At 64.2% G+C, this 17272-nt stretch carries 22 protein-coding genes; 11 read left to right on the top strand and 11 right to left on the bottom strand.

From position 1 onward, the window contains the following. The first annotated feature begins 77 nt into the window (after positions 1–77). The 3 genes from ACP2YP_RS18350 (at position 78) to ACP2YP_RS18340 (ending at position 1953) form a co-directional block, all read left to right on the top strand. The gene (locus ACP2YP_RS18350; protein ID WP_426425810.1) at positions 78–758 is read left to right on the top strand and encodes an SDR family oxidoreductase; all 681 of its coding nucleotides are present in this window, start codon (positions 78–80) and stop codon (positions 756–758) included. Positions 759–865: 107 nt separating this feature from the next. After that, a complete protein-coding gene (locus ACP2YP_RS18345) occupies positions 866–1552 on the top strand; it encodes a DUF2161 domain-containing phosphodiesterase (RefSeq protein ID WP_426425809.1) in 687 nt (228 codons plus the stop codon). 95 nt (positions 1553–1647) lie between these two features. Continuing rightward, complete coding sequence (locus ACP2YP_RS18340) at positions 1648–1953, top strand: hypothetical protein (protein WP_426425808.1); 306 nt, start codon at positions 1648–1650, stop codon at positions 1951–1953. Positions 1954–2045: 92 nt separating this feature from the next. Here ACP2YP_RS18340 and ACP2YP_RS18335 read toward each other — a convergent pair whose 3' ends face one another. The 7 genes from ACP2YP_RS18335 to ACP2YP_RS18305 form a co-directional block, all read right to left on the bottom strand. Beyond that, positions 2046–2651: an N-acetyltransferase family protein gene (locus ACP2YP_RS18335; RefSeq protein WP_426425807.1), complete on the bottom strand. Its 606-nt coding sequence runs from the start codon at positions 2649–2651 to the stop codon at positions 2046–2048. Positions 2652–2803: 152 nt separating this feature from the next. Then, positions 2804–3202 (bottom strand): PaaI family thioesterase, encoded by a 399-nt coding sequence (locus tag ACP2YP_RS18330; protein WP_426425806.1) that lies wholly within the window; start codon positions 3200–3202, stop codon positions 2804–2806. A gap of 115 nt (positions 3203–3317) precedes the next feature. Next, the gene (gene kynU / locus ACP2YP_RS18325; protein WP_426425805.1) at positions 3318–4532 is read right to left on the bottom strand and encodes a kynureninase; all 1215 of its coding nucleotides are present in this window, start codon (positions 4530–4532) and stop codon (positions 3318–3320) included. Positions 4533–4544: 12 nt separating this feature from the next. Beyond that, positions 4545–5384, bottom strand: coding sequence for a tryptophan 2,3-dioxygenase (gene kynA / locus ACP2YP_RS18320; protein WP_426425804.1), 840 nt, complete (start codon positions 5382–5384; stop codon positions 4545–4547). Between the two features lie 34 nt (positions 5385–5418). Further along, on the bottom strand, positions 5419–6228 hold the full coding sequence (locus ACP2YP_RS18315) for an alpha/beta hydrolase (RefSeq protein WP_426425803.1): 810 nt from the start codon (positions 6226–6228) through the stop codon (positions 5419–5421). A gap of 281 nt (positions 6229–6509) precedes the next feature. Continuing rightward, positions 6510–7787, bottom strand: coding sequence for an ArgE/DapE family deacylase (locus ACP2YP_RS18310; RefSeq protein ID WP_426425802.1), 1278 nt, complete (start codon positions 7785–7787; stop codon positions 6510–6512). 52 nt (positions 7788–7839) lie between these two features. Then, positions 7840–8565: a pyridoxamine 5'-phosphate oxidase family protein gene (locus ACP2YP_RS18305; RefSeq protein ID WP_426425801.1), complete on the bottom strand. Its 726-nt coding sequence runs from the start codon at positions 8563–8565 to the stop codon at positions 7840–7842. A gap of 75 nt (positions 8566–8640) precedes the next feature. Between ACP2YP_RS18305 and ACP2YP_RS18300 the strand changes: the two genes are divergently transcribed. Next, positions 8641–10110: a PLP-dependent aminotransferase family protein gene (locus ACP2YP_RS18300; protein ID WP_426425799.1), complete on the top strand. Its 1470-nt coding sequence runs from the start codon at positions 8641–8643 to the stop codon at positions 10108–10110. 67 nt (positions 10111–10177) lie between these two features. Continuing rightward, positions 10178–10423: a DUF6719 family protein gene (locus tag ACP2YP_RS18295; protein WP_426425798.1), complete on the top strand. Its 246-nt coding sequence runs from the start codon at positions 10178–10180 to the stop codon at positions 10421–10423. A 62-nt stretch (positions 10424–10485) separates the two neighbouring features. On the opposite strand, the gene ACP2YP_RS18290 is transcribed toward ACP2YP_RS18295, so the two are convergent. Further along, complete coding sequence (locus tag ACP2YP_RS18290; protein ID WP_426425797.1) at positions 10486–10851, bottom strand: hypothetical protein; 366 nt, start codon at positions 10849–10851, stop codon at positions 10486–10488. Positions 10852–10885: 34 nt separating this feature from the next. Further along, on the bottom strand, positions 10886–11050 hold the full coding sequence (locus ACP2YP_RS18285) for a hypothetical protein (protein ID WP_426425796.1): 165 nt from the start codon (positions 11048–11050) through the stop codon (positions 10886–10888). A 405-nt stretch (positions 11051–11455) separates the two neighbouring features. Between ACP2YP_RS18285 and ACP2YP_RS18280 the strand changes: the two genes are divergently transcribed. Continuing rightward, on the top strand, positions 11456–11650 hold the full coding sequence (locus tag ACP2YP_RS18280; RefSeq protein ID WP_426425795.1) for a hypothetical protein: 195 nt from the start codon (positions 11456–11458) through the stop codon (positions 11648–11650). Positions 11651–11683: 33 nt separating this feature from the next. Here ACP2YP_RS18280 and ACP2YP_RS18275 read toward each other — a convergent pair whose 3' ends face one another. Continuing rightward, complete coding sequence (locus tag ACP2YP_RS18275; protein ID WP_426425794.1) at positions 11684–12232, bottom strand: CreA family protein; 549 nt, start codon at positions 12230–12232, stop codon at positions 11684–11686. Between the two features lie 208 nt (positions 12233–12440). Between ACP2YP_RS18275 and ACP2YP_RS18270 the strand changes: the two genes are divergently transcribed. From ACP2YP_RS18270 to ACP2YP_RS18250, 5 genes are all read left to right on the top strand, one after another. Further along, positions 12441–14072 (top strand): L,D-transpeptidase family protein, encoded by a 1632-nt coding sequence (locus tag ACP2YP_RS18270; protein ID WP_426425792.1) that lies wholly within the window; start codon positions 12441–12443, stop codon positions 14070–14072. Between the two features lie 92 nt (positions 14073–14164). After that, positions 14165–14734 carry a glutathione peroxidase gene (locus tag ACP2YP_RS18265; RefSeq protein ID WP_426425791.1) on the top strand — a complete coding sequence of 190 codons (570 nt, stop codon included), beginning with the start codon at positions 14165–14167 and terminating at the stop codon, positions 14732–14734. 191 nt (positions 14735–14925) lie between these two features. Continuing rightward, positions 14926–15915, top strand: a complete 990-nt coding sequence (locus ACP2YP_RS18260) for a polysaccharide deacetylase family protein (RefSeq protein ID WP_426425790.1) — start codon at positions 14926–14928, stop codon at positions 15913–15915. Positions 15916–15922: 7 nt separating this feature from the next. Continuing rightward, a complete protein-coding gene (locus tag ACP2YP_RS18255; protein WP_426425789.1) occupies positions 15923–16474 on the top strand; it encodes a dihydrofolate reductase in 552 nt (183 codons plus the stop codon). Positions 16475–16522: 48 nt separating this feature from the next. Continuing rightward, the gene (locus tag ACP2YP_RS18250; RefSeq protein ID WP_426425788.1) at positions 16523–16699 is read left to right on the top strand and encodes a hypothetical protein; all 177 of its coding nucleotides are present in this window, start codon (positions 16523–16525) and stop codon (positions 16697–16699) included. Positions 16700–16747: 48 nt separating this feature from the next. Here ACP2YP_RS18250 and ACP2YP_RS18245 read toward each other — a convergent pair whose 3' ends face one another. Then, positions 16748–17200: a DoxX family protein gene (locus ACP2YP_RS18245; protein WP_426425787.1), complete on the bottom strand. Its 453-nt coding sequence runs from the start codon at positions 17198–17200 to the stop codon at positions 16748–16750. Positions 17201–17272: the final 72 nt, after the last annotated feature.

Raw genomic sequence — 17272 nt, 5'->3', positions numbered from 1 at the left:
GCCTTGATGCCGCCGCGATTGCAAGTCCAATTCGCCTCACGCAATAGTCGGCGCGAATTGAGACGACGGAGAGTATCGTGCAGGGAAAAATCATTGTCGTGACCGGCGCGCTCGGCGCGCTTGGCAAGGTGGTCACCGACCTCGCACAATCACGCGGCGCGCGGGTCGCCGGCATCGATCACGCGCCCTCTCAACTGCCGGCGACGACCGAGCGCATCGAGATCGGCGGCATCGACCTGTCCGACCCGGCGCAGGCGAAGACGGCGGTGGACGCTGCCGCGAAGCATTTCGGCAGATTGGACGCCCTGGTCAATATCGCCGGCGGCTTTGCCTTCGAAACCGTCGCCGACGGCGACATCAAGACGTGGCACCGCATGCATGCGCTGAACGTGCTGACGGCCCTCAACGCCTCGCACGCGGCGTTGCCGCATCTTGCCGCTTCAAAGGCTGGCCGCATCGTCAATATCGGCGCCATCGGCGCGCTGCAGGCGGGCTCCGGCATGGGTCCCTACGCGGCATCGAAGGCGGGCGTGCACCGCCTCACCGAGGCGCTCGCCAACGAATGGAAGGGCAAGGTCACTGTGAACGCGGTGCTGCCCTCGACCATCGACACCAAGGCCAACCGCGCCGACATGCCGAAAGCCGACTTCGCCAAATGGGTGACGCCGCAGGAGCTTGCCGAGGTGATCCTGTTCCTCGTGAGCGACGCCGCGAGTGGCGTCACCGGTGCACTGATTCCGGTGAGCGGACGGGTGTGATCAATCTGGCACAAGCAGCCGCGGACCACGTCCGGGCAAATGCCGGTCAGCCCGAGTCCGATCCGGGCTAGACTGCCCGCAACTGATTCTCCGATCGGAAACTCGCTTTGGAAACCGCACTCTATCTCCCCGTCAAACGATTTCTCGAAGAGCTCGGCTTCTCCGTGAAAGGCGAGATCGGCGGCTGCGATCTCGTGGGCCTGAGCGCCGGCGATCCGCCGGTCGTGGTGATTGGAGAGCTCAAGCTGTCGTTCAATCTCGAGCTGATCCTGCAGGCGGTCGATCGCGCGCCGGCCGGTGACGAGATCTGGATCGCGGCAAAGATGTCGATCCGCGGCAAGGGCCGCGAGAGCGACGCACGCTATCGCAATCTGTGCCGTCGCCTCGGCTTCGGCATGTTGGGGGTGACCGACAGCGGCCAGGTCGAGGTGCTGGTGAAGCCACCGACGGCAGCCCCTCGCCGTGAACCGAAGACGCGCTCGCGGCTGGTGGCCGAACATCAGCGCCGCCAGGGTGATCCCGTGCTCGGCGGCAGCACCCGCGCGCCGATCATGACGGCGTACCGGCAGCAGGCGCTGGCCTGCGCATCGGAGCTCGCCTCAGGCCCGCGGCGCGTGCGCGAATTGCGCGAACGCTGTCCCGATGCCGGCAAGATCTTGCTTAACAACGTGTATGGCTGGTTCGAGCGCGCCGACCGGGGAATCTACGGGCTTACCGAGGCGGGACATGCGGCGCTGAAGCGCTGGCCGCAGCAACGGGTCAAGATCGATGCCGCTGTCGCGTCACCGCCATGACACCCGACCGGTGCATAGCTGAGATGCCACACCAAATTCATATTGCAATGCAACATCCAGAGCACTAGGTATCCCGGCATCAAACCGAGGCCGTTATGAGCGCAGACTGGAATACCAAATATGGCACGCGGCGCGTGCGCCACGATCCGCCCACCCTGGACGAGGCGATCTTCGCCGCCGTCGGCATCACCGACGACCAGGAGCAGCAGGCCGAGATCGCCGCGGCGCTGATGGGGATGCCGCTCGAAATCGTTCAGGCCGAAGTGAAGAAGCAGGCCCGCACCAACAGCCGTATCACAGCGACGCGCGTGATTGCCGGCGAACAGGGTGCGCAGCGCTCGATCGTGGTTGAACGCCGCGTCGTCCGCCGCTTCGGCAACGACAAGCGCACCGGCACCTGAGCGCTCATTCCCTTGCTTCAATACAAAAGCGGACCGGCCCAGCCGGTCCGCTTTTTGATTCAGGCCTTTTTTGAATTTCAAGTCTTTGGATTTCAGGCCGCGCGATTGCCGTACATGCTGGAGATCAGCTTCCAGTAGGTCGAGTTGAAATTGAGAAGCGCACGGCCGGCCTTGAACGGCGCTGCTGCGAGATCAGCGAGTTCGGCCTCGGGCGTCTTGGCAAGATCGATCGTGCCGGTGGATTCACCATGGCGGAATTGCAGATACGCGCCAAACTTCTTGGCGAGCGCCCGCATGGCGTGATTCTCCGCGCCCGTGGTGATGCGCAGGCTCTTGTAGCCCTTCCAGCGCGCTTCCGCGATCAGGCGGCTGAACAGCACAGTGCCGACGTTCTGGCGGCGGGCGGAGGCTTCCACGCTGAAGGCGACCTCGGGCAACGAATCGCCCTCCGGCGGATGCAGCTCGGCCGCACCACGGACCACGCCATCGACGATATAGGCGACGATCACGGTGCCGTCGTCGGCGCAGCGGGCGGCGTAACGCTCGATGAAGCTGTCGTCGAGAAAACCGTTGAAGCGGTCGTGCCGGCTTGCGGCATCGAGCCTCAGCAGGTGATCGCGCAACAGCGGCAATTCCTCCTGCTGGATCAGGGTCCGCACATAGCCCGGGGCGGTGCTGGCTTTGTCTTCAAGTACCACGTCAAAACTCCTCTTGGTGTCCCTCGAGGAGGCGTTCGAATCCCTAGGCCCCCAATATTGTGCATCGCAACAAATTTTTCAAGACGAGAACCTGCTCAAGTTTGAGGCAAGGGGAACGATTAATTCGTTAACAAAATCAAGGTCCCGTAGTCTTACAGGACCAGCTGCGTCTGGGTCACGACGGCGACCAGCTTGCCATCCTCGGTCTCCAGCCGGGTGGTCCAGACCTGGGTTCGGCGACCCCGATGGACCGGGGTGGCGGTGGCGATGACAGTGGTTCCCTCCTTGGCACCGCCGATGAAGTTGGTCTTGCTCTCCAGCGTCGTCGTGCCCTTGGCGTCCTCCGGCAGGTTGATCACGGTCGCCGCCGCACCAACGGAATCGGCCAACGCCATCACCGCACCGCCATGGATGGTGTGATGCAGCGTGCAGAGATCTGGCCGCACCGCCATCCGCGCTACCACGCGATCCTTACCGGCCTCGACGAATTCGACGCCTTTGAGCTCGGCGAACGGCATCTTCATCGCTTTAAGTTTCTCGAGCGGTGTCATCAGATCTCCTCCCAATTCCTTGTGCTTTCAGCGTGAATGGCCCCGCTCAGCAAAGCAATGACGTTCGAGGTCATGGCCGCGGAGCTCCTCGCAGTGACGGCCGAGACACCTTTCTTCAGGTCACCGCATTCACGACCTGATACTCCGGCCGCCGCCACACCTCACCTGCGATCACGTCCTCGATGATCTCGGCTGCCCGCATGATCTCGCGTTCGCCGATATAAAGCGGCGTGATGCCAAACCGCATGATGTCAGGCGCACGGAAATCGCCGATGAGGCCGCGGGCGATCACGGCCTGCATGGCAGCGTAGCCGCCCTCGAAGGCGAACGAAACCTGCGAGCCACGGCGCTCATGTGCGCACGGGGTCACGAGCGTCAGAGATGGACAGCGCCGTTCGACTTCCGCAATCAGGAGATCGCCGAGCGCCAGCGAGCGGGCGCGGACCTCCGCGATATCAACCCGATCCCAGATATCGAGCGAAGCCTCCAGCGCCGCCATCGCCAGCACCGGCGGCGTGCCCACGCGCATGCGCTCGACGCCGCCGGCGGCCGCATAGCCAAGCTCGAACGCGAAGGGTTTTGCGTGGCCCATCCATCCGGACAGCGCGGCGCGTGCGTCGTCGGAATGACGCGGTGCGACGTAGAGGAACGCCGGCGCGCCCGGACCGGCATTGATATATTTGTAGGTGCAGCCGGCCGCGAAATCGACGCCGCAGCCGGCGAGATCGACCGGCAGCGCGCCGGCTGAATGCGCGAGATCCCAGACCGTGACGATGCCGCGCGCATGCGCCATTGCGGTCAGCTTCGCCATATCGTGACGGCGGCCGGTGCGGTAGTCGACCTCGGTGATGTAGAGCACCGCGATCTCCTCCGACAGCGCGGCCTCGATCTCCTCCGGCGCCACCAGGCGCAATTGATGGCCGCGCCCGAGCGTCCCGATCAGACCCTCGGCCATGTAGAGATCAGTCGGGAAATTGCCGGTGTCCGACAAGACGACCTTGCGCGAAGCATCCATGTCGAGCGCAGCGGCGAGCGCCTGATAGACCTTCAGCGACAGCGTGTCGCCGACCATCACTGAGCCGGCTTCCGCGCCGATCAGCCGCGCGATGCGGTCGCCGACGTGGCGCGGCTGGGCGTACCAGCCGGCCGTGTTCCAGGCGCGGATCAGCTCGTTGCCCCACTCCGCCGTGATGACGCGGTTGACGCGCTCGGCGACACCAAGCGGCAATGCACCGAGCGAATTGCCGTCGAGATAGATTACGCCGTCAGGGAGATGAAACAGCGCTTTGGTGTCTTCGTAGACGCGAAGCCTGGCCTTAAGAGTAGACATCTTTGGTCATCTCTACAAAATCGTGCGGACGCGCCAGAGTTCGGGAAACAGCTCGATCTCCAGCATGCGCTTGAGGTAGCTGACGCCGCCGGTGCCGCCGGTGCCGCGCTTGAAGCCGATGACGCGCTCGACCGTCGTGACATGGTTGAAGCGCCAGCGCCGGAAATAGTCCTCGAAATCGACCAGCTTTTCGGCGAGCTCGTAGAGCATCCAGTGCGTCTCCGGCGCCTGGTAGACCTCGCGCCAGGCGTGAAGCACGCCCTCGCTAAAACTATGGGTCTCGCGGACGTCGCGCGCCAGCACGGCCGCGGGCATCTTGAGGCCGTGACGGTCGGCGAGCCGCAGCACCTCGTCGTAGAGGCTTGGCGTTGCGAGCTCGGCTTCGAGCAGCTTCGTCGTCCCCACATCGTGCGCATGCGGCTTCAGCATGGCGTGGTTGCGGTTGCCGAGCAGATATTCGATCAGCCGGTACTGGCGCGACTGGAAGCCCGAGGACTGGCCGAGCTGGGAGCGGAAGCGCGTATATTCGCTCGGCGTCATCGTGCGCAGCACATCCCAGGCGCCGTTGAGCTGCTCGAAGATGCGCGACATCCGCGCCAGCATCTTCATGGCCGGAGCCACCTCATCCCTGGCGATAGCGCGGCGCGCGGCGCTGAGCTCGTGGATGGCGAGCCGCATCCACAGCTCGGTGGTCTGATGCTGGATGATGAACAGCATCTCGTCATGCGCGTCCGACAGCGGATGCTGCGCGCCGAGGATCGCATCGAGCGCCAGATAGTCGCCATAGGACATGCGCCGGGCGAAATCGGTCTCGGCGCCTTCGCTTGTGGGATCGTAATCGCTGGACGTCATGACAGGCCCTCTCGATCGATCATCCCTGCCCTCGTCAGTCGAGGCCGATCAGCCGCGCGGTGATCGGCGACGACGGATCCTTGAGCGCGTCGATTACCGTGAAATGGTTCAGCCCGGGATCGATGACGAGACGCGTCGGTACGTCAAAACCGGTCCAGATATTGGCGAACAGGTCGGACTGGCGGATGAATTCCGGCCGCTCACTGCCGCCGACCCAGGCGGTCACAGGCGAATGCCCGCGCGGCAGATGCAGCGCCGCGCTTTCGCGTGTGGCTTCCTCCATCGTCATGCGCAGCGTCTCGTTCATCCTGGTCTTGAACAGCGGCCGCAGATCGTGCAGGCCGCTGATTGAAAGGGTGCCGGCGATGCGGTTGAAGACGGCGGCCTCGAGCCGGCTGTCGTCGCAGAGCATGCGCGTGACGAGATGGCCGCCGGCAGAATGGCCGGCGAGCCGGATCGGCCCCGCGACGAGCGATGCCGCTGTGGCGATCGCGGCGGTCATCTCCGCGGTGATGTCGGAGATGCGCGCGGCCGGCGTCAGCGTGTAGCTTGGCAGCGCCACTGTCCAGCCATGGTGCCGCGCACCTTCAGCGAGATCGGTCCAGGTCGACTTGTCGAAGCGCATCCAGTAGCCGCCGTGCACGAACACGACGAGGCCCTTGCTGTCGCCGTCGGGCAGGATCAGGTCGAAACGCTGACGCTCACCGGGGCCGTAGGCGATGTCGGGACGAAAACCCTTCAGCCCGACGCGGTAAGCCGCCGCCCGCTCCGCCCATTGCGCCGGCATCTTGTCCGAGCCCGGGATATGGGCCGAATTGGCGTAAGCATCATCCCAATCGCGCATCGTCACTCCCGCGGACTCGTCCAGCGAAACAGCGCCAGTCTGCCACCGGTCGGGGCGGCATCCTAGTCTTTCTTTTAAGCTTAAAGGATTTGGGAAGCCGTTGTTTCGGGCAGCGGGCTTCAAAGCCGAGATGCCGTAGGGTGGGCAAAGCGACTTGTCCGCCGTAGCTCGCAGAGCGAAGGCGGAAGCGTGCCCACCGTTCCATTGGGGATTGAGGAAAGATGGTGGGCACGGCGCAATGCGCCTTTGCCCACCCTACGACACCGCCAACGCCGCAGCCGCTACGCCTTCTCCACCCCGCACCATTCCGCGACGAACAACGCCATCGCCTTGGTCGTCTTTTTCAGCGATTCCAGATCGACGTATTCGTTGAAGCCGTGCATCTCCCCGCCGCTGGCGCCGAAGCACAGGCTGGGGATGCCGTAATTGAGTCCGTAGAAGCGGGTATCGGTGAGCGCGGTGAAGACAAGATCCTCGGCCGCGCCGCCATAGACCTTGTTGAAGGCCTTGCCGAAGGCGGCTTCCGGCGCGGCGGAATCGGTCAGCTCATAACCTTCCGACAGGAAGCCCGACCATTCAATCTCCGGCGGGTTGTTGGCGAGGAAACGGTGGTCGCGCGAAGCGGCGGCCACGCAGGCCATGATCTCCTTCTGGTGATCGGCGACCGACCAGCCCGGCAGGATCGCGATACGGCAATCAACGTCGCACCAGGCTGGCACGCTGGAGGCCCAATCGCCGCCCTTGATGATGCCGGGGTTGAAGTTGATGGGATGGTTGAGCGTCTTGAAGTGACGGTCGGCCTTGGCGCGCTCGTTCCACTCGATCTCGAGCTTCTGTAGCGCGTGGACGAGGTGATACGCCGCCATGATCGCATTGGAGCCGGAACCGGCAAAGGCGACATGGGTCGGATGGCCCTTCACCCGCAGCCGAAACCAGATCACGCCGACCTGAGAACGCACCATCTTGCCTGCGGTGGGCTCGGGAATGAAGCAGGCATCGGCCCGGTAGCCGCGCTGAAGCGTCGAGAGTGCGCCGACGCCGGTGCTCTCCTCCTCGATCACCGACTGAAAGTGGATCCGCGCGGTCGGCTTGAGGCCGGCCGCCTTGATCGCGTCCAGCGCGTAGAGCGCGCCGATGGTGCCCGACTTCATGTCGCAGGCACCGCGGCCGAACATCTTGCCGTCCTTGATCACAGGAGAGAACGGCGGCGTGTCCCACAATTCCAGCGGCCCCGCCGGCACCACGTCGCAGTGGCCCTGGAGGATCAGCGATTTGCCGGCCTCGGTGTTCGGACGATAGGTGCCGACCACCGAGCGCGCCTTGGAGAAATCATGCTCGATCGGCCCGAAGCCGCGCAGATCCTTGAGATCATCGACATTGATGTGCCAGTCGTCGACCTCGTAACCGCGCGCGCGCAAGAGGTCGCCGATCATGTCCTGGCACGGCCCCTCCGCGCCGCGGGTCGAAGGGATTGCAACGAAATCGCGGGTGGTCGCAAGCTGGGCTTCGAAGCCGGCGTCGACGGCGTCAAGAATCCTCTGCTGCGTTTCGGCATTCATCAGGCAACTCCGGGCATCCAGTTGGTCAAGGGTGCGCGCAAGCTAGCCGATTTCAGCCGTTCGGGTACTCCACAAAATAAGCATCCCGCAATGCATCTTCGAGCAGTCGGCCTTCGGAATAGCCATTCAGCGTCGCCGGCCGGCTCACGCCACCGAGCAACCGCGGGCATGGCTCCGGCGCGCCGAGAACGGTGCGGACCGGAATGCGCTCGGCGTAGATCGGCAACTCGTAGTCCTCATCGTCGTCGGCGACACCCTTGGCGCGGACCTTTGCGGAAGCTTCCTCGATCTCCATCGCGATGAAGGAGGTCGCCTTGATCTCCTGGGTGTTGCTGGCCCGCAGGCTCGCGGTGCGATCCGGGAAGAAGCGGTCGACCATCGCGACCACGGCGCGCTCTTTCTCTTGCGCGTCGGTCACGAGATAGGCGGTGCCGAACGCCATCACCGCGCGGTAATCGGCGGAGTGATTGAAGCCGCAGCGCGCCAGCACGAGGCTGTCGAGATGGGCGACCGTCAGGCACACCCGCTCGCCCCTGGTCTGGTTGCGCAGCATGCGGCTCGCGCTCGAGCCGTGCCAATAGAGCTTGGTCCCCTCGCGCCAGAAGAAGGTCGGCGTGCAATAGGGCTGGGCGTCGATGACATAGGAGACGTGGCACAGCATCGAAGAGTCCAGGATGCGATGAACCGTCTCGTGATCGTAGAAGCCGCGATCGTGCCGGCGCTTCACCTGGTTGCGCGCTGACGTCGGATAGGAATCTTGGCTCTCGGTCTGGCTCACGGCCGCCCCTCATCAGAATTGGAGAATTCCAGGGCTGTTGTAGCGGCGCATTTGGTCTGCGATAGTGCCAATTCCATGCAAAAAATTCCGACCAATTCTCTCGCCCCGGCCAAAGCCGAGTTGCCGCTCGATCTCAGCGGCCCGCACATCACCGCCGGCGCCCCCTCGGCGCACCGGCTGTACCAGGCGCTGTGCGAGATAATCGTCTCTGGCCTGGTCAAACCCGGCGAGCCGCTGCCGCCGTCGCGCACACTGGCGAAGCAGACCGGCTTTCGGCGCAACGCGGTGGTCACGGCCTACGAGCGCCTGATCGCCGACGGGTTTGCGGAAGCGACCGTCGGCTCCGGCACCTTCGTCGCTGCGCGGATCCCGGCGCGCGCCGCCGCACCGAAGAAGCCGAAGGTGATTGTCGAAGCGCCCAAGCAGGGCGCCCTCTCGCTCGGCTGCACCCATTTCGACGAGCGCGCGGTGCAGCGCTTTCGCGCGTTCGTCGGCCGTCGCATGCGCGCCTTCGGTGCCGAGCACCTGCACTACGGCGATCCGCGCGGCAGCCGCGAGTTGCGCGTTGCAATCGCCGATCATCTGCTCTCGGCGCGGGGTCTGCGCTGCGATCCCGACCAGATCATGCTCACGTCAGGCACGCTCCACACGCTGCGCATCGTTCTCGGCACGATCCTGGAGGCCGACGATCAGGTTTGGTGCGAAGACCCCGGCTATCCCATCGCGCGAAGAACCATCGCGCAATGCGGCTATCGCACCGTGCCCATTCCCGTCGACGCCCACGGCCTGCAGGTAGCGAGGGGCCGCACCGCCGCATCGGCCGCCCGCGCGGCCTATGTGACACCGTCGCATCAGTTTCCGCTGGGCGTGCAGATGTCGATGCCGCGGCGGCTCGAGCTGCTCGACTGGGCCAAGCAGGCCGGAGCCTTCGTGTTCGAGGACGATTACGACAGCGAGTTCCGCTATGACGGCGCGCCATTGATGTCGCTCGCCGGCATCGATCGCCTCCAGCGCGTGATCTACATGGGCACGTTCGCCAAGACGCTGTTTCCGGGCCTGCGCATCGGCTATTGCGCCCTTCCCGAACGCCTGATCGGCGACGTCACGGCTGCGCGCGCCGCGCTCGACCGTTTTCCCGGAACGCTGATGGAAGGCGCGGTCGCCGACATGCTCAATTCCGGCGCGTTCGCCGCAAATTTGAAGCGCGTCCGAAAACTCTATCGCGAGGCCCGCGATGCGCTGGCCGAAACGCTCGAAGCGGCGTCGGATGGCGCGCTGTCGGTCCCGGTGCCGTCGCAGGGCTTGCATCTCGTGGCCCAGTTCGATCCGGCCGTAGCCCCGGCGGTCGCGGCCGAAGCGAAACAGGCCGCGGGCGCGGAAGGCTGGCTGCTCGCCGACACCTATGCGCGTGCGCGTCCGCTGCCCGGATTCGTGCTGGGATTTTCGGGGCACGCGGTTCCGCGCCTCGTCGCCGCCGCCGAACGGCTGGCGCGGGAAGCGCGCGCCGCCTTGCGCGGCAAGGGCAAGTCGGCCCGGCAGGCGTGACAAAGGTTCACTATGAGAATCATGTGCCGCTCCCTAGATTGCGGCATCGATGCTGGAACCTCTCATCATGTCACTCCGCTACGCAGCCTGTCTTTCGTTCCTGATCTCCGCCGCACTCACGACGACGGCGTATGCAGCCACGGTCGGCCGGGAGCAGGACATCGTCGATCTCAAGCTGGGTCAGCGCGTCATGGTGGATGACGGAACCTGCCCGGCCGGACAGGTCAAGGAAGTGCGCGGTTCGAAGATGAGCGACCAGGGCGTGGTGCGAACCAGCTCCTGCGTGGCGCGGTACGGTCCGAAATCTAAGTAACGAGCATGATCCGGAAAAGTGTGAAGCGGTTTTCCGACGAGATCATGCTCAATCGATAGAGGCTACGACTTCGCCGGGTCGAACATGCACTGTAAAGTCGGCTTGGCGATCTTGGTGAAGGTCGCGCCGATCTCACCCTGCTTTGCCGCCGGCACCCAATCGGTCTCGATCGTGGGAACACCGGTCTCGCTGATGCCGCGCAGCAGCGCTTCGCGCAGGTCGCGATCCTCGACCACGGCTGCGGCATGATCATGCAGGCAGCCGCAGACCTCCTCCGGATGCTCCCAGCGCCCGAGCATGCGCGGGGCACATTGCCTCACGAACTCAGTGCGCGGATCCGGCAATCGGCTCGGTGCGCGCACCTGCGCCTGGACGGAACTGATCGTCAGAAGGGAGAGGGAGGCTGCGGCGCAGAGACGAAGGTACATGATGGCCTTTGCCGGCTGATTTTCTTGTTGGTGATCAGAAACGCGCCGCAAGAACGATTGGCTGCGGCGCCGTGGTCGTCACCGGCGAGCCGCTGTACTGGAAGGTGCCGATACCCGGCAGATTGCCGTCCGGCGCGCCGGCGAATGAGGAACCGGCGAGCACGAAGCCGAAAGCGAGGATGAAGCTGAGCGCGCGCATGGATATGTTCCAGAATTGCGTGGCCGGCGGTGTGCCGTCGTCGTTGTGACGCTGATAACCATCCGCAGTTTCTTCCGTGATGCGCCCAAAGCCCAAAATGGTTTCATTCCCTTGAGAATTGTTTCGTCGCCTGCGGCGTGACGAAACAATTCCCGGAAAACATCAATCATTTCAAATGGGGCGCGTGACGGTTTAAACCCGCTTGGGAGCAACCATCCGCGCAGGTTGAGGTGACACGGTCACATCCACGACGTCAGCGCTTCACATGCATTTTACGGTTTTCTGCTGAAGAGAACCGCAAAACGAAGGCCGGTCCCGCCGATGAACCCGGAGTTCGCCGGGCGAGACCGAAGTCGTCGAAAACCGAAAGGCCCGTCAACCGGGCACATGTGAGGAATGGCCACCATGATGGCGCAAGATCGCGCAACGGCGCGCGACGCGGCCGAACGGACCGACGGTGCCGGTCAACGCACCGCTTCGCCGGGGGCGATGGCCCTGCAATCAGGCCGCGGCTACGAGGCCGCGCCGCAGGCGTTCGTCCGGCTGAGCGGCTCGCACCTCGCGAAACCGCGTGTCAGCCGCGATCCCATCACTGAGTGAACGCGAGTGCGTCACTGAGTGAACGCGAGCGCGTCACTGAGTGAAGAAGTCGCCGCACTTCTGGACGTTCGCATCGGCTGGTCCCCACGGCATGATTGGCACCGTCGAGGTCGAATTCTTCGGCGATCCCTCGATCAGCTTGTCCGAATAAACCATATAGACCAGCACATTGCGCTTGGCGTCGCAGCCGCGCACGATCTGCATCTTCTTGAAGAAGAGCGAACGGCGCTTGCGAAACATGTCGTCGCCCTGCTCCATCTTGTCCCTGAATTTGATCGGACCGATCTGGCGGCAGGCGAGCGAGACGTCAGAAACCTCCTCGGCAAGACCGAGCCAGCCCTTGAAGCCGCCCTTTTCCGGCACCGTGAAATGGCAGGCCACACCCTCGACCTCGGGGTCGTCGAGGCCGTAGGTCGCGAGCTTGTCATTCGGGCTCATCCATTTGAACACGGTGGAGCGGCGGAAGATCAGATCCGGCTCGTCGGCGGCCTGCGCGAACGCCGTCGGGATGATCAGAGCAAGAAGGAATAAAGCGAGGCCTTTCAAGCGGATGCGGGAAAGACCAGGGAAACGAGATGACATGAAGTTCTCCGGTAACAAGTCCCGGCAATGTAGGCATGAGGTGGTCGTTCAGGAAGACGATGGCAGCCGGGCGCGGCCGCCGTTTACCGCTCCGTGAGGCTTTTTTGCTACGTCTTGGACAAAAGTAGCTGATGGCAGAACTGCCGTGCTGGTGAACGCGTATCCCCTCTGCGACACTAATGTCTGATTTGGATTATGGATTCGAGGAATGACTAGCCTGAAGGGGTCCCGTTTTGCTGCCGCGCCGACACGGCTGTGGCAGTTCGCCATTTTGACGGCCGCCAGTGCGATCGGTACGACCAGCCAGGCAGAAGCAGCGTTCTATTACACGCCGGATTATTCGGACGGGTCCTACTATTCACGGCCGGTGCGGCATCCCGACGTGCCGCAGCAGAAGCCGCAGAAGCGCGGTTCGGCTGCCAAGAGCAAGAAAGAGGCGCTCGTCGAGAAGGAGAGCGGCGCGAAGCCGCAGGGTCCGCTCGTCATCGTCGTCTCGATCGACCGCCAGAAGGTGACGATTTACGACTCCAACGGTGTGTTCGCGGAATCGCCGGTGTCGACCGGCATGAAGGGCCACTCGACGCCGATGGGCGTGTTCAGCGTCATTCAGAAGCACAAATTCCACCACTCCAACATCTATAGCGGCGCGCCGATGCCGTACATGCAGCGGATTACCTGGTCCGGTGTCGCCATGCATGCGGGCGTGCTGCCGGGCTATCCGGCCTCGCACGGCTGCATCCGCATGCCGATGGCGTTCGCCGTGAAGATGTGGAACTGGACCAAGATGGGCGCGCGCGTGATCGTCTCGCCCGGCCAGATGACGCCGCAGAGCTTCTCGCATCCGATGCTCGCCTCGCTGCGCGTCCCGCCGCAGCCGGCCGCAAGCCTCGAGCCAGCGACGAGCGTTGGCGACAAGGCGGACAAGGGCGCGCCTGAGGCCAAGGTCACGGACGCCAAGCCCGTCGAAACCAAGTCTTTTGAGACGAAGACCGCCAGCGCGGAAGGCATGCTCGAGCTGCGCTCCAGCGTCGGCCATACCGTGATGTCGGATGTGACCACGGGCAATGCGCCGATCCGCGAGGAAGCCGCCAAGACCGAGATCAAGACCGACACCAAGTCCGCCGAGGCCTCCGAGCCGGCCAAGCAGCCCGACGCAGCGGCGAAGCCTGCCGAAGCTGCCAAGGCGAGCCCGGACGAGAAGCCGGCTGACAAGGTCGAAGCCGCCAAGTCCGAACCAGTCAAAACTGACGCGGCAAGGACTGACAACAAGCCCGACGCGGCCGTGACGTCAATTGCGCCCGCGCCAGCCGCGTCCCCGGACGCAAAGAACGATCAGACCCGCGTCGCCGATCCCGCGCCGTCCGTAAAGCCGGACCTGCCGAAGCGGACCGGCCAGATCGCGGTATTCATCAGCCGCAAGGATTCCAAGCTTTACGTGCGGCAGAACTTTGCGCCGCTGTTCGAGGTACCCGTGACGATCGCGGCAAGCGAGCGGCCGCTCGGCACCCACCTCTTCACCGCCGAGGTCGACAAGACCGATTCGAACGCCCTGCATTGGTTCGTGGTGTCCCTGCCCGTCAACGCGCGCTCCGCCGCACGCGAAGACGACAGCCGCCTGACGCGCCGCCAGCGCGGCGCCGCCGTGATTCCCGTTGCCGCAAAGCCGGTGATCACGCCGGATAGCCCGACCGAGGCACTGGATCGCATCACGATCCCTGCCGACGCCATGGCGAAGATCAACGAGATGCTCACCACCGGCGGCTCGGTCATCGTGTCCGATCAGGGCATCAACCAGGGCGAGACCGGCGAAGGCACCGACTTCATCGTCCGCCTGTACTAAGCTTGGTACCGCGTCAGATAACGCGGTGTTGAGCGGGCCAGTCGCATCGGCGGAGTAAGCTCCGACCCGGATCACATTCGGGGGACGCCGCCATGCTGAACCGCAGAACCATGCTCACCACGGCGCTTCTCGCAGCAGCCACATCGGCAACGCGTGCGCGGGCCGATGGCGGCATGAGCCGGATTTCCGCTTACGCCTTCTCGTTCCCCGCTCTGTCCGGCGACGACATTCGCTTGGCCGCCTTCACCGGTAAGCCAGTGCTGGTCGTGAACACCGCCTCGCTGTGCGGCTACACCCCGCAATATGCCGGCCTGCAGGAGCTCTGGAACGAGTTTCGCGAGCGCGGGCTCACCGTGATCGGCGTGCCCTCCAACGATTTCGGCGGCCAGGAGCCCGGCGGCACCAGCGAGATCTCGGAGACCGCGCACCACCAATACGGCGTTACCTTCCCCATAACCGCCAAGGCCGTCGTAGTCGGGGCGAAGGCGCATCCCTTCTACAAATGGGCGGCCGAGGCACGGCCGAAGGAGGTTCCGAAGTGGAACTTCCACAAATACCTGATCGGCCGTGATGGCTACATCGCCGAGGTCTTTCCGTCGGCTGTCGAGCCCGCCGACACGCGCATCAAGACGGCGATTGCCAGGGCCCTGGCTGACAGCTGAGGCGCCTCGCTCAAACAGGCTCCTCCAACAGTCTTCTCAAACAGGCCTGGGCACAATTGTGGCGAAGCGCCAAACAGCCGTTGCAATAGCGATGGAGCACCATCTAGGCTAGGATGATCAGGGGCAGGACAAGTTTTGCCGGAGGCGAAAAGCCGCGGCGGAACAACGGGATCAATCTCGAGGACAACACCATGCGCGTGGCAGCAGGACTGATTTTGGCGAGCGCGATCTCTGTTGCGCTGACAGGCGCGGCATGGTCGCAGACCCCGGCCGCAAAACCCGCAGTCGCCACGCAGGCGGCCCCCGCGGCAACGCTGGCTGCGGCGCCCGCGCCGCCGCAAGCCGCTGCCTTCCCGCCCCCGCCGCAACAGGCGCCGCAGCCGGCGCGCGCGGCCTGCAACAATCCGAACGCGCTGGGCGTCGCCCGCACCGTGGAGATCGACACCACAGGCGGTCCCGGCTTCGGCTTCGAGCATTTCAAGGAGCTCGACTTCCTGCGCGACAAGGAGGTCGTGCTGACCTTCGACGACGGTCCCTGGCCGCACAACACACCGGCGGTGCTGAAGGCGCTCGCCGACCAGTGCACCACCGGCATCTTCTTCTCGATCGGCAAGCACGCCACCTACGAGCCGGAGCTCCTCAAGGAGGTTTACGCGGCCGGTCACACCATCGGCACTCACACTTGGTCGCACGCTAACCTCAACAGCAAGAAGCTGACCGAAGCGCAGCGCAAGGAAGAGATCGAGAAGGGCATCAGCGCCGTGAAATGGGCGCTCGGCGGCATCTCGCCTGCAGCGTTCTTCCGCTTCCCGGCGCTGCAACATCCGCCGGAGATGGTCACCTATCTCGGCAACCGCAACGTCGCGATCTTCTCCTGCGACATCGACTCCTTCGACTTCAAGGCTTCGAAGCCCGAGAAGGTGATCGAGACCGTGATGAAGAAGCTCGATAGCAAGGGCAAAGGCATCATCCTGATGCACGACTTCCAGAAGCACACAGCGGAAGCCCTGCCCGAGCTTCTGAACCGTCTCAAGGCCAGCGGCTACAAAGTGGTGGCGATGCGCGCCAAGGCGCCGGTCGCCTCGCTCCCCGAGTACGACCAGGAGCTGATGAAGGACGTCAAGCTGCCGACGGTGAGCTCGCGTCCGGTCAATTCCGTGGTGACGACCGTTTCCGAGTAGCCGTCGCTTGTCGTTCCGGTTCGAAGGCTACGTCATCGTCTCGGCGGACGGCATGCTCGCCGACGCCAGCGGTGTCATGCCCGACACTCTGAAGTTCGACGGTGACAAGCTGTTCTTCGAGCAGGCGCTCGATGGCGCCGCGCTGATCGTGCACGGCCGCAATTCGCATGAGCAGCAGCCGGACTCGCCCAAGCGCAAGCGGCTGATCACCACCCGCAAGATCAAGGCCCTCACCGTCGATCCGGAGATGCCGAACGCGACGCTGTGGAATCCGGATCATGCGAGCTTCGAGGACGCCTGCACCTTTGCCGATGTCGCCACGGGGCGGATCGCGATCATCGGCGGCCCTGTCGTGTTCGACATGTTCATGGACCGCTTCGACACGTTCTGGCTGTCGGAAGCCCCGCATGTGCGGCTGCCCGGCGGCGAAGGCTGCTTTGCCGGCGTCCCGGAGCGGACGCCGCACGAGGTGCTGGCGTCGCATGGGCTGAAGCCGGGCATGCCGTATCTGCTCGATGCGGCGCATGAGGTGACGGTCACGCCGTGGCGGCGGAGTTAGGCAACACAGCACTAACCGTGATGTTGCATAGCCGCAGACTTCCTCACGGTGTTCTTCGTCTGCGGTTATGTCATCGGCGCCGCCACCGGCGAGACGACAACGGACGGTTTCAGCCTGCATGGGGCGTCCGCGCTGGTGCTGTTCGCCGTGATCGTCCTGTACTTCTATCTCGGCTGGAAGGTGCTTGGCGGCACGCTCTGGCAGCGCATTCTCGGAGCGCGTTGACCCTCCCTACTACAACAGCACCGCGCCGAGCGGCCGGTAAACCCAACCTCACACGTCCCCGTAGGCCGTCTCGGCCGAGCGCGTGGCGCGGCCATAGCCCATGAGCATGAACAGTGCGCCGATGATCGAGAGATTCTTCAGCGCATCGATCAGCATCTTGGCGTTGTCGGGCGCCGCCTGGTTCCAGAAATCGTAAAACAAGAAGGTCCCGACCGCGACGTCGATGATCAGCAGCATCGCGAAGAATCGCGAGCCGAAATTCAGCGCGATCAGCAATCCCGCGATGATCTCGAGCCCGCCGACCGCGATCGCCAGGAGCTGCGGCGTGGTCATCGCCGTCGCCGTCTCGATCTGTTTCGCATAAGGCGCGATCATCTCGGGCACCACGACCTTGGTGGCGATGACATCCGCCGTCGCCTGGATGGCAAAGAGCTTGGTCGCGCCCGTGTAGATGAACAGCACGGCGAACAGGATTCGCCCGAAAGTCACGAACGCTGGCATGGTCGGCCTCTTGGCAAAACGCTAAGCACGGGATGCCTGCGGATTATGATGAGTCCGCTTGAGGTTTTCAAA

The sequence above is a fragment of the Bradyrhizobium genosp. A genome (assembly GCF_049949275.1).
In the GTDB taxonomy this organism is placed as follows: Bacteria; Pseudomonadota; Alphaproteobacteria; order Rhizobiales; family Xanthobacteraceae; genus Bradyrhizobium.
Note: the sequence above shows the minus strand (reverse complement) of the source record. Positions and strands in the feature narration are given on the sequence as shown.

What these genes read in the sequence shown, in the direction of transcription:
- ACP2YP_RS18340 (WP_426425808.1), top strand. Translation starts at nt 1,648, where the DNA reads ATGAGCGCAGACTGGAATACCAAATATGGCACGCGGCGCGTGCGCCAC.
- ACP2YP_RS18330 (WP_426425806.1), bottom strand. Translation starts at nt 3,202, where the DNA reads ATGACACCGCTCGAGAAACTTAAAGCGATGAAGATGCCGTTCGCCGAG.
- kynU (WP_426425805.1), bottom strand. Translation starts at nt 4,532, where the DNA reads ATGTCTACTCTTAAGGCCAGGCTTCGCGTCTACGAAGACACCAAAGCG.
- kynA (WP_426425804.1), bottom strand. Translation starts at nt 5,384, where the DNA reads ATGACGTCCAGCGATTACGATCCCACAAGCGAAGGCGCCGAGACCGAT.
- ACP2YP_RS18315 (WP_426425803.1), bottom strand. Translation starts at nt 6,228, where the DNA reads ATGCGCGATTGGGATGATGCTTACGCCAATTCGGCCCATATCCCGGGC.
- ACP2YP_RS18310 (WP_426425802.1), bottom strand. Translation starts at nt 7,787, where the DNA reads ATGAATGCCGAAACGCAGCAGAGGATTCTTGACGCCGTCGACGCCGGC.
- ACP2YP_RS18300 (WP_426425799.1), top strand. Translation starts at nt 8,641, where the DNA reads ATGCAAAAAATTCCGACCAATTCTCTCGCCCCGGCCAAAGCCGAGTTG.
- ACP2YP_RS18295 (WP_426425798.1), top strand. Translation starts at nt 10,178, where the DNA reads ATGTCACTCCGCTACGCAGCCTGTCTTTCGTTCCTGATCTCCGCCGCA.
- ACP2YP_RS18290 (WP_426425797.1), bottom strand. Translation starts at nt 10,851, where the DNA reads ATGTACCTTCGTCTCTGCGCCGCAGCCTCCCTCTCCCTTCTGACGATC.
- ACP2YP_RS18285 (WP_426425796.1), bottom strand. Translation starts at nt 11,050, where the DNA reads ATGCGCGCGCTCAGCTTCATCCTCGCTTTCGGCTTCGTGCTCGCCGGT.
- ACP2YP_RS18280 (WP_426425795.1), top strand. Translation starts at nt 11,456, where the DNA reads ATGATGGCGCAAGATCGCGCAACGGCGCGCGACGCGGCCGAACGGACC.
- ACP2YP_RS18275 (WP_426425794.1), bottom strand. Translation starts at nt 12,232, where the DNA reads ATGTCATCTCGTTTCCCTGGTCTTTCCCGCATCCGCTTGAAAGGCCTC.
- ACP2YP_RS18270 (WP_426425792.1), top strand. Translation starts at nt 12,441, where the DNA reads ATGACTAGCCTGAAGGGGTCCCGTTTTGCTGCCGCGCCGACACGGCTG.
- ACP2YP_RS18265 (WP_426425791.1), top strand. Translation starts at nt 14,165, where the DNA reads ATGCTGAACCGCAGAACCATGCTCACCACGGCGCTTCTCGCAGCAGCC.
- ACP2YP_RS18260 (WP_426425790.1), top strand. Translation starts at nt 14,926, where the DNA reads ATGCGCGTGGCAGCAGGACTGATTTTGGCGAGCGCGATCTCTGTTGCG.
- ACP2YP_RS18245 (WP_426425787.1), bottom strand. Translation starts at nt 17,200, where the DNA reads ATGCCAGCGTTCGTGACTTTCGGGCGAATCCTGTTCGCCGTGCTGTTC.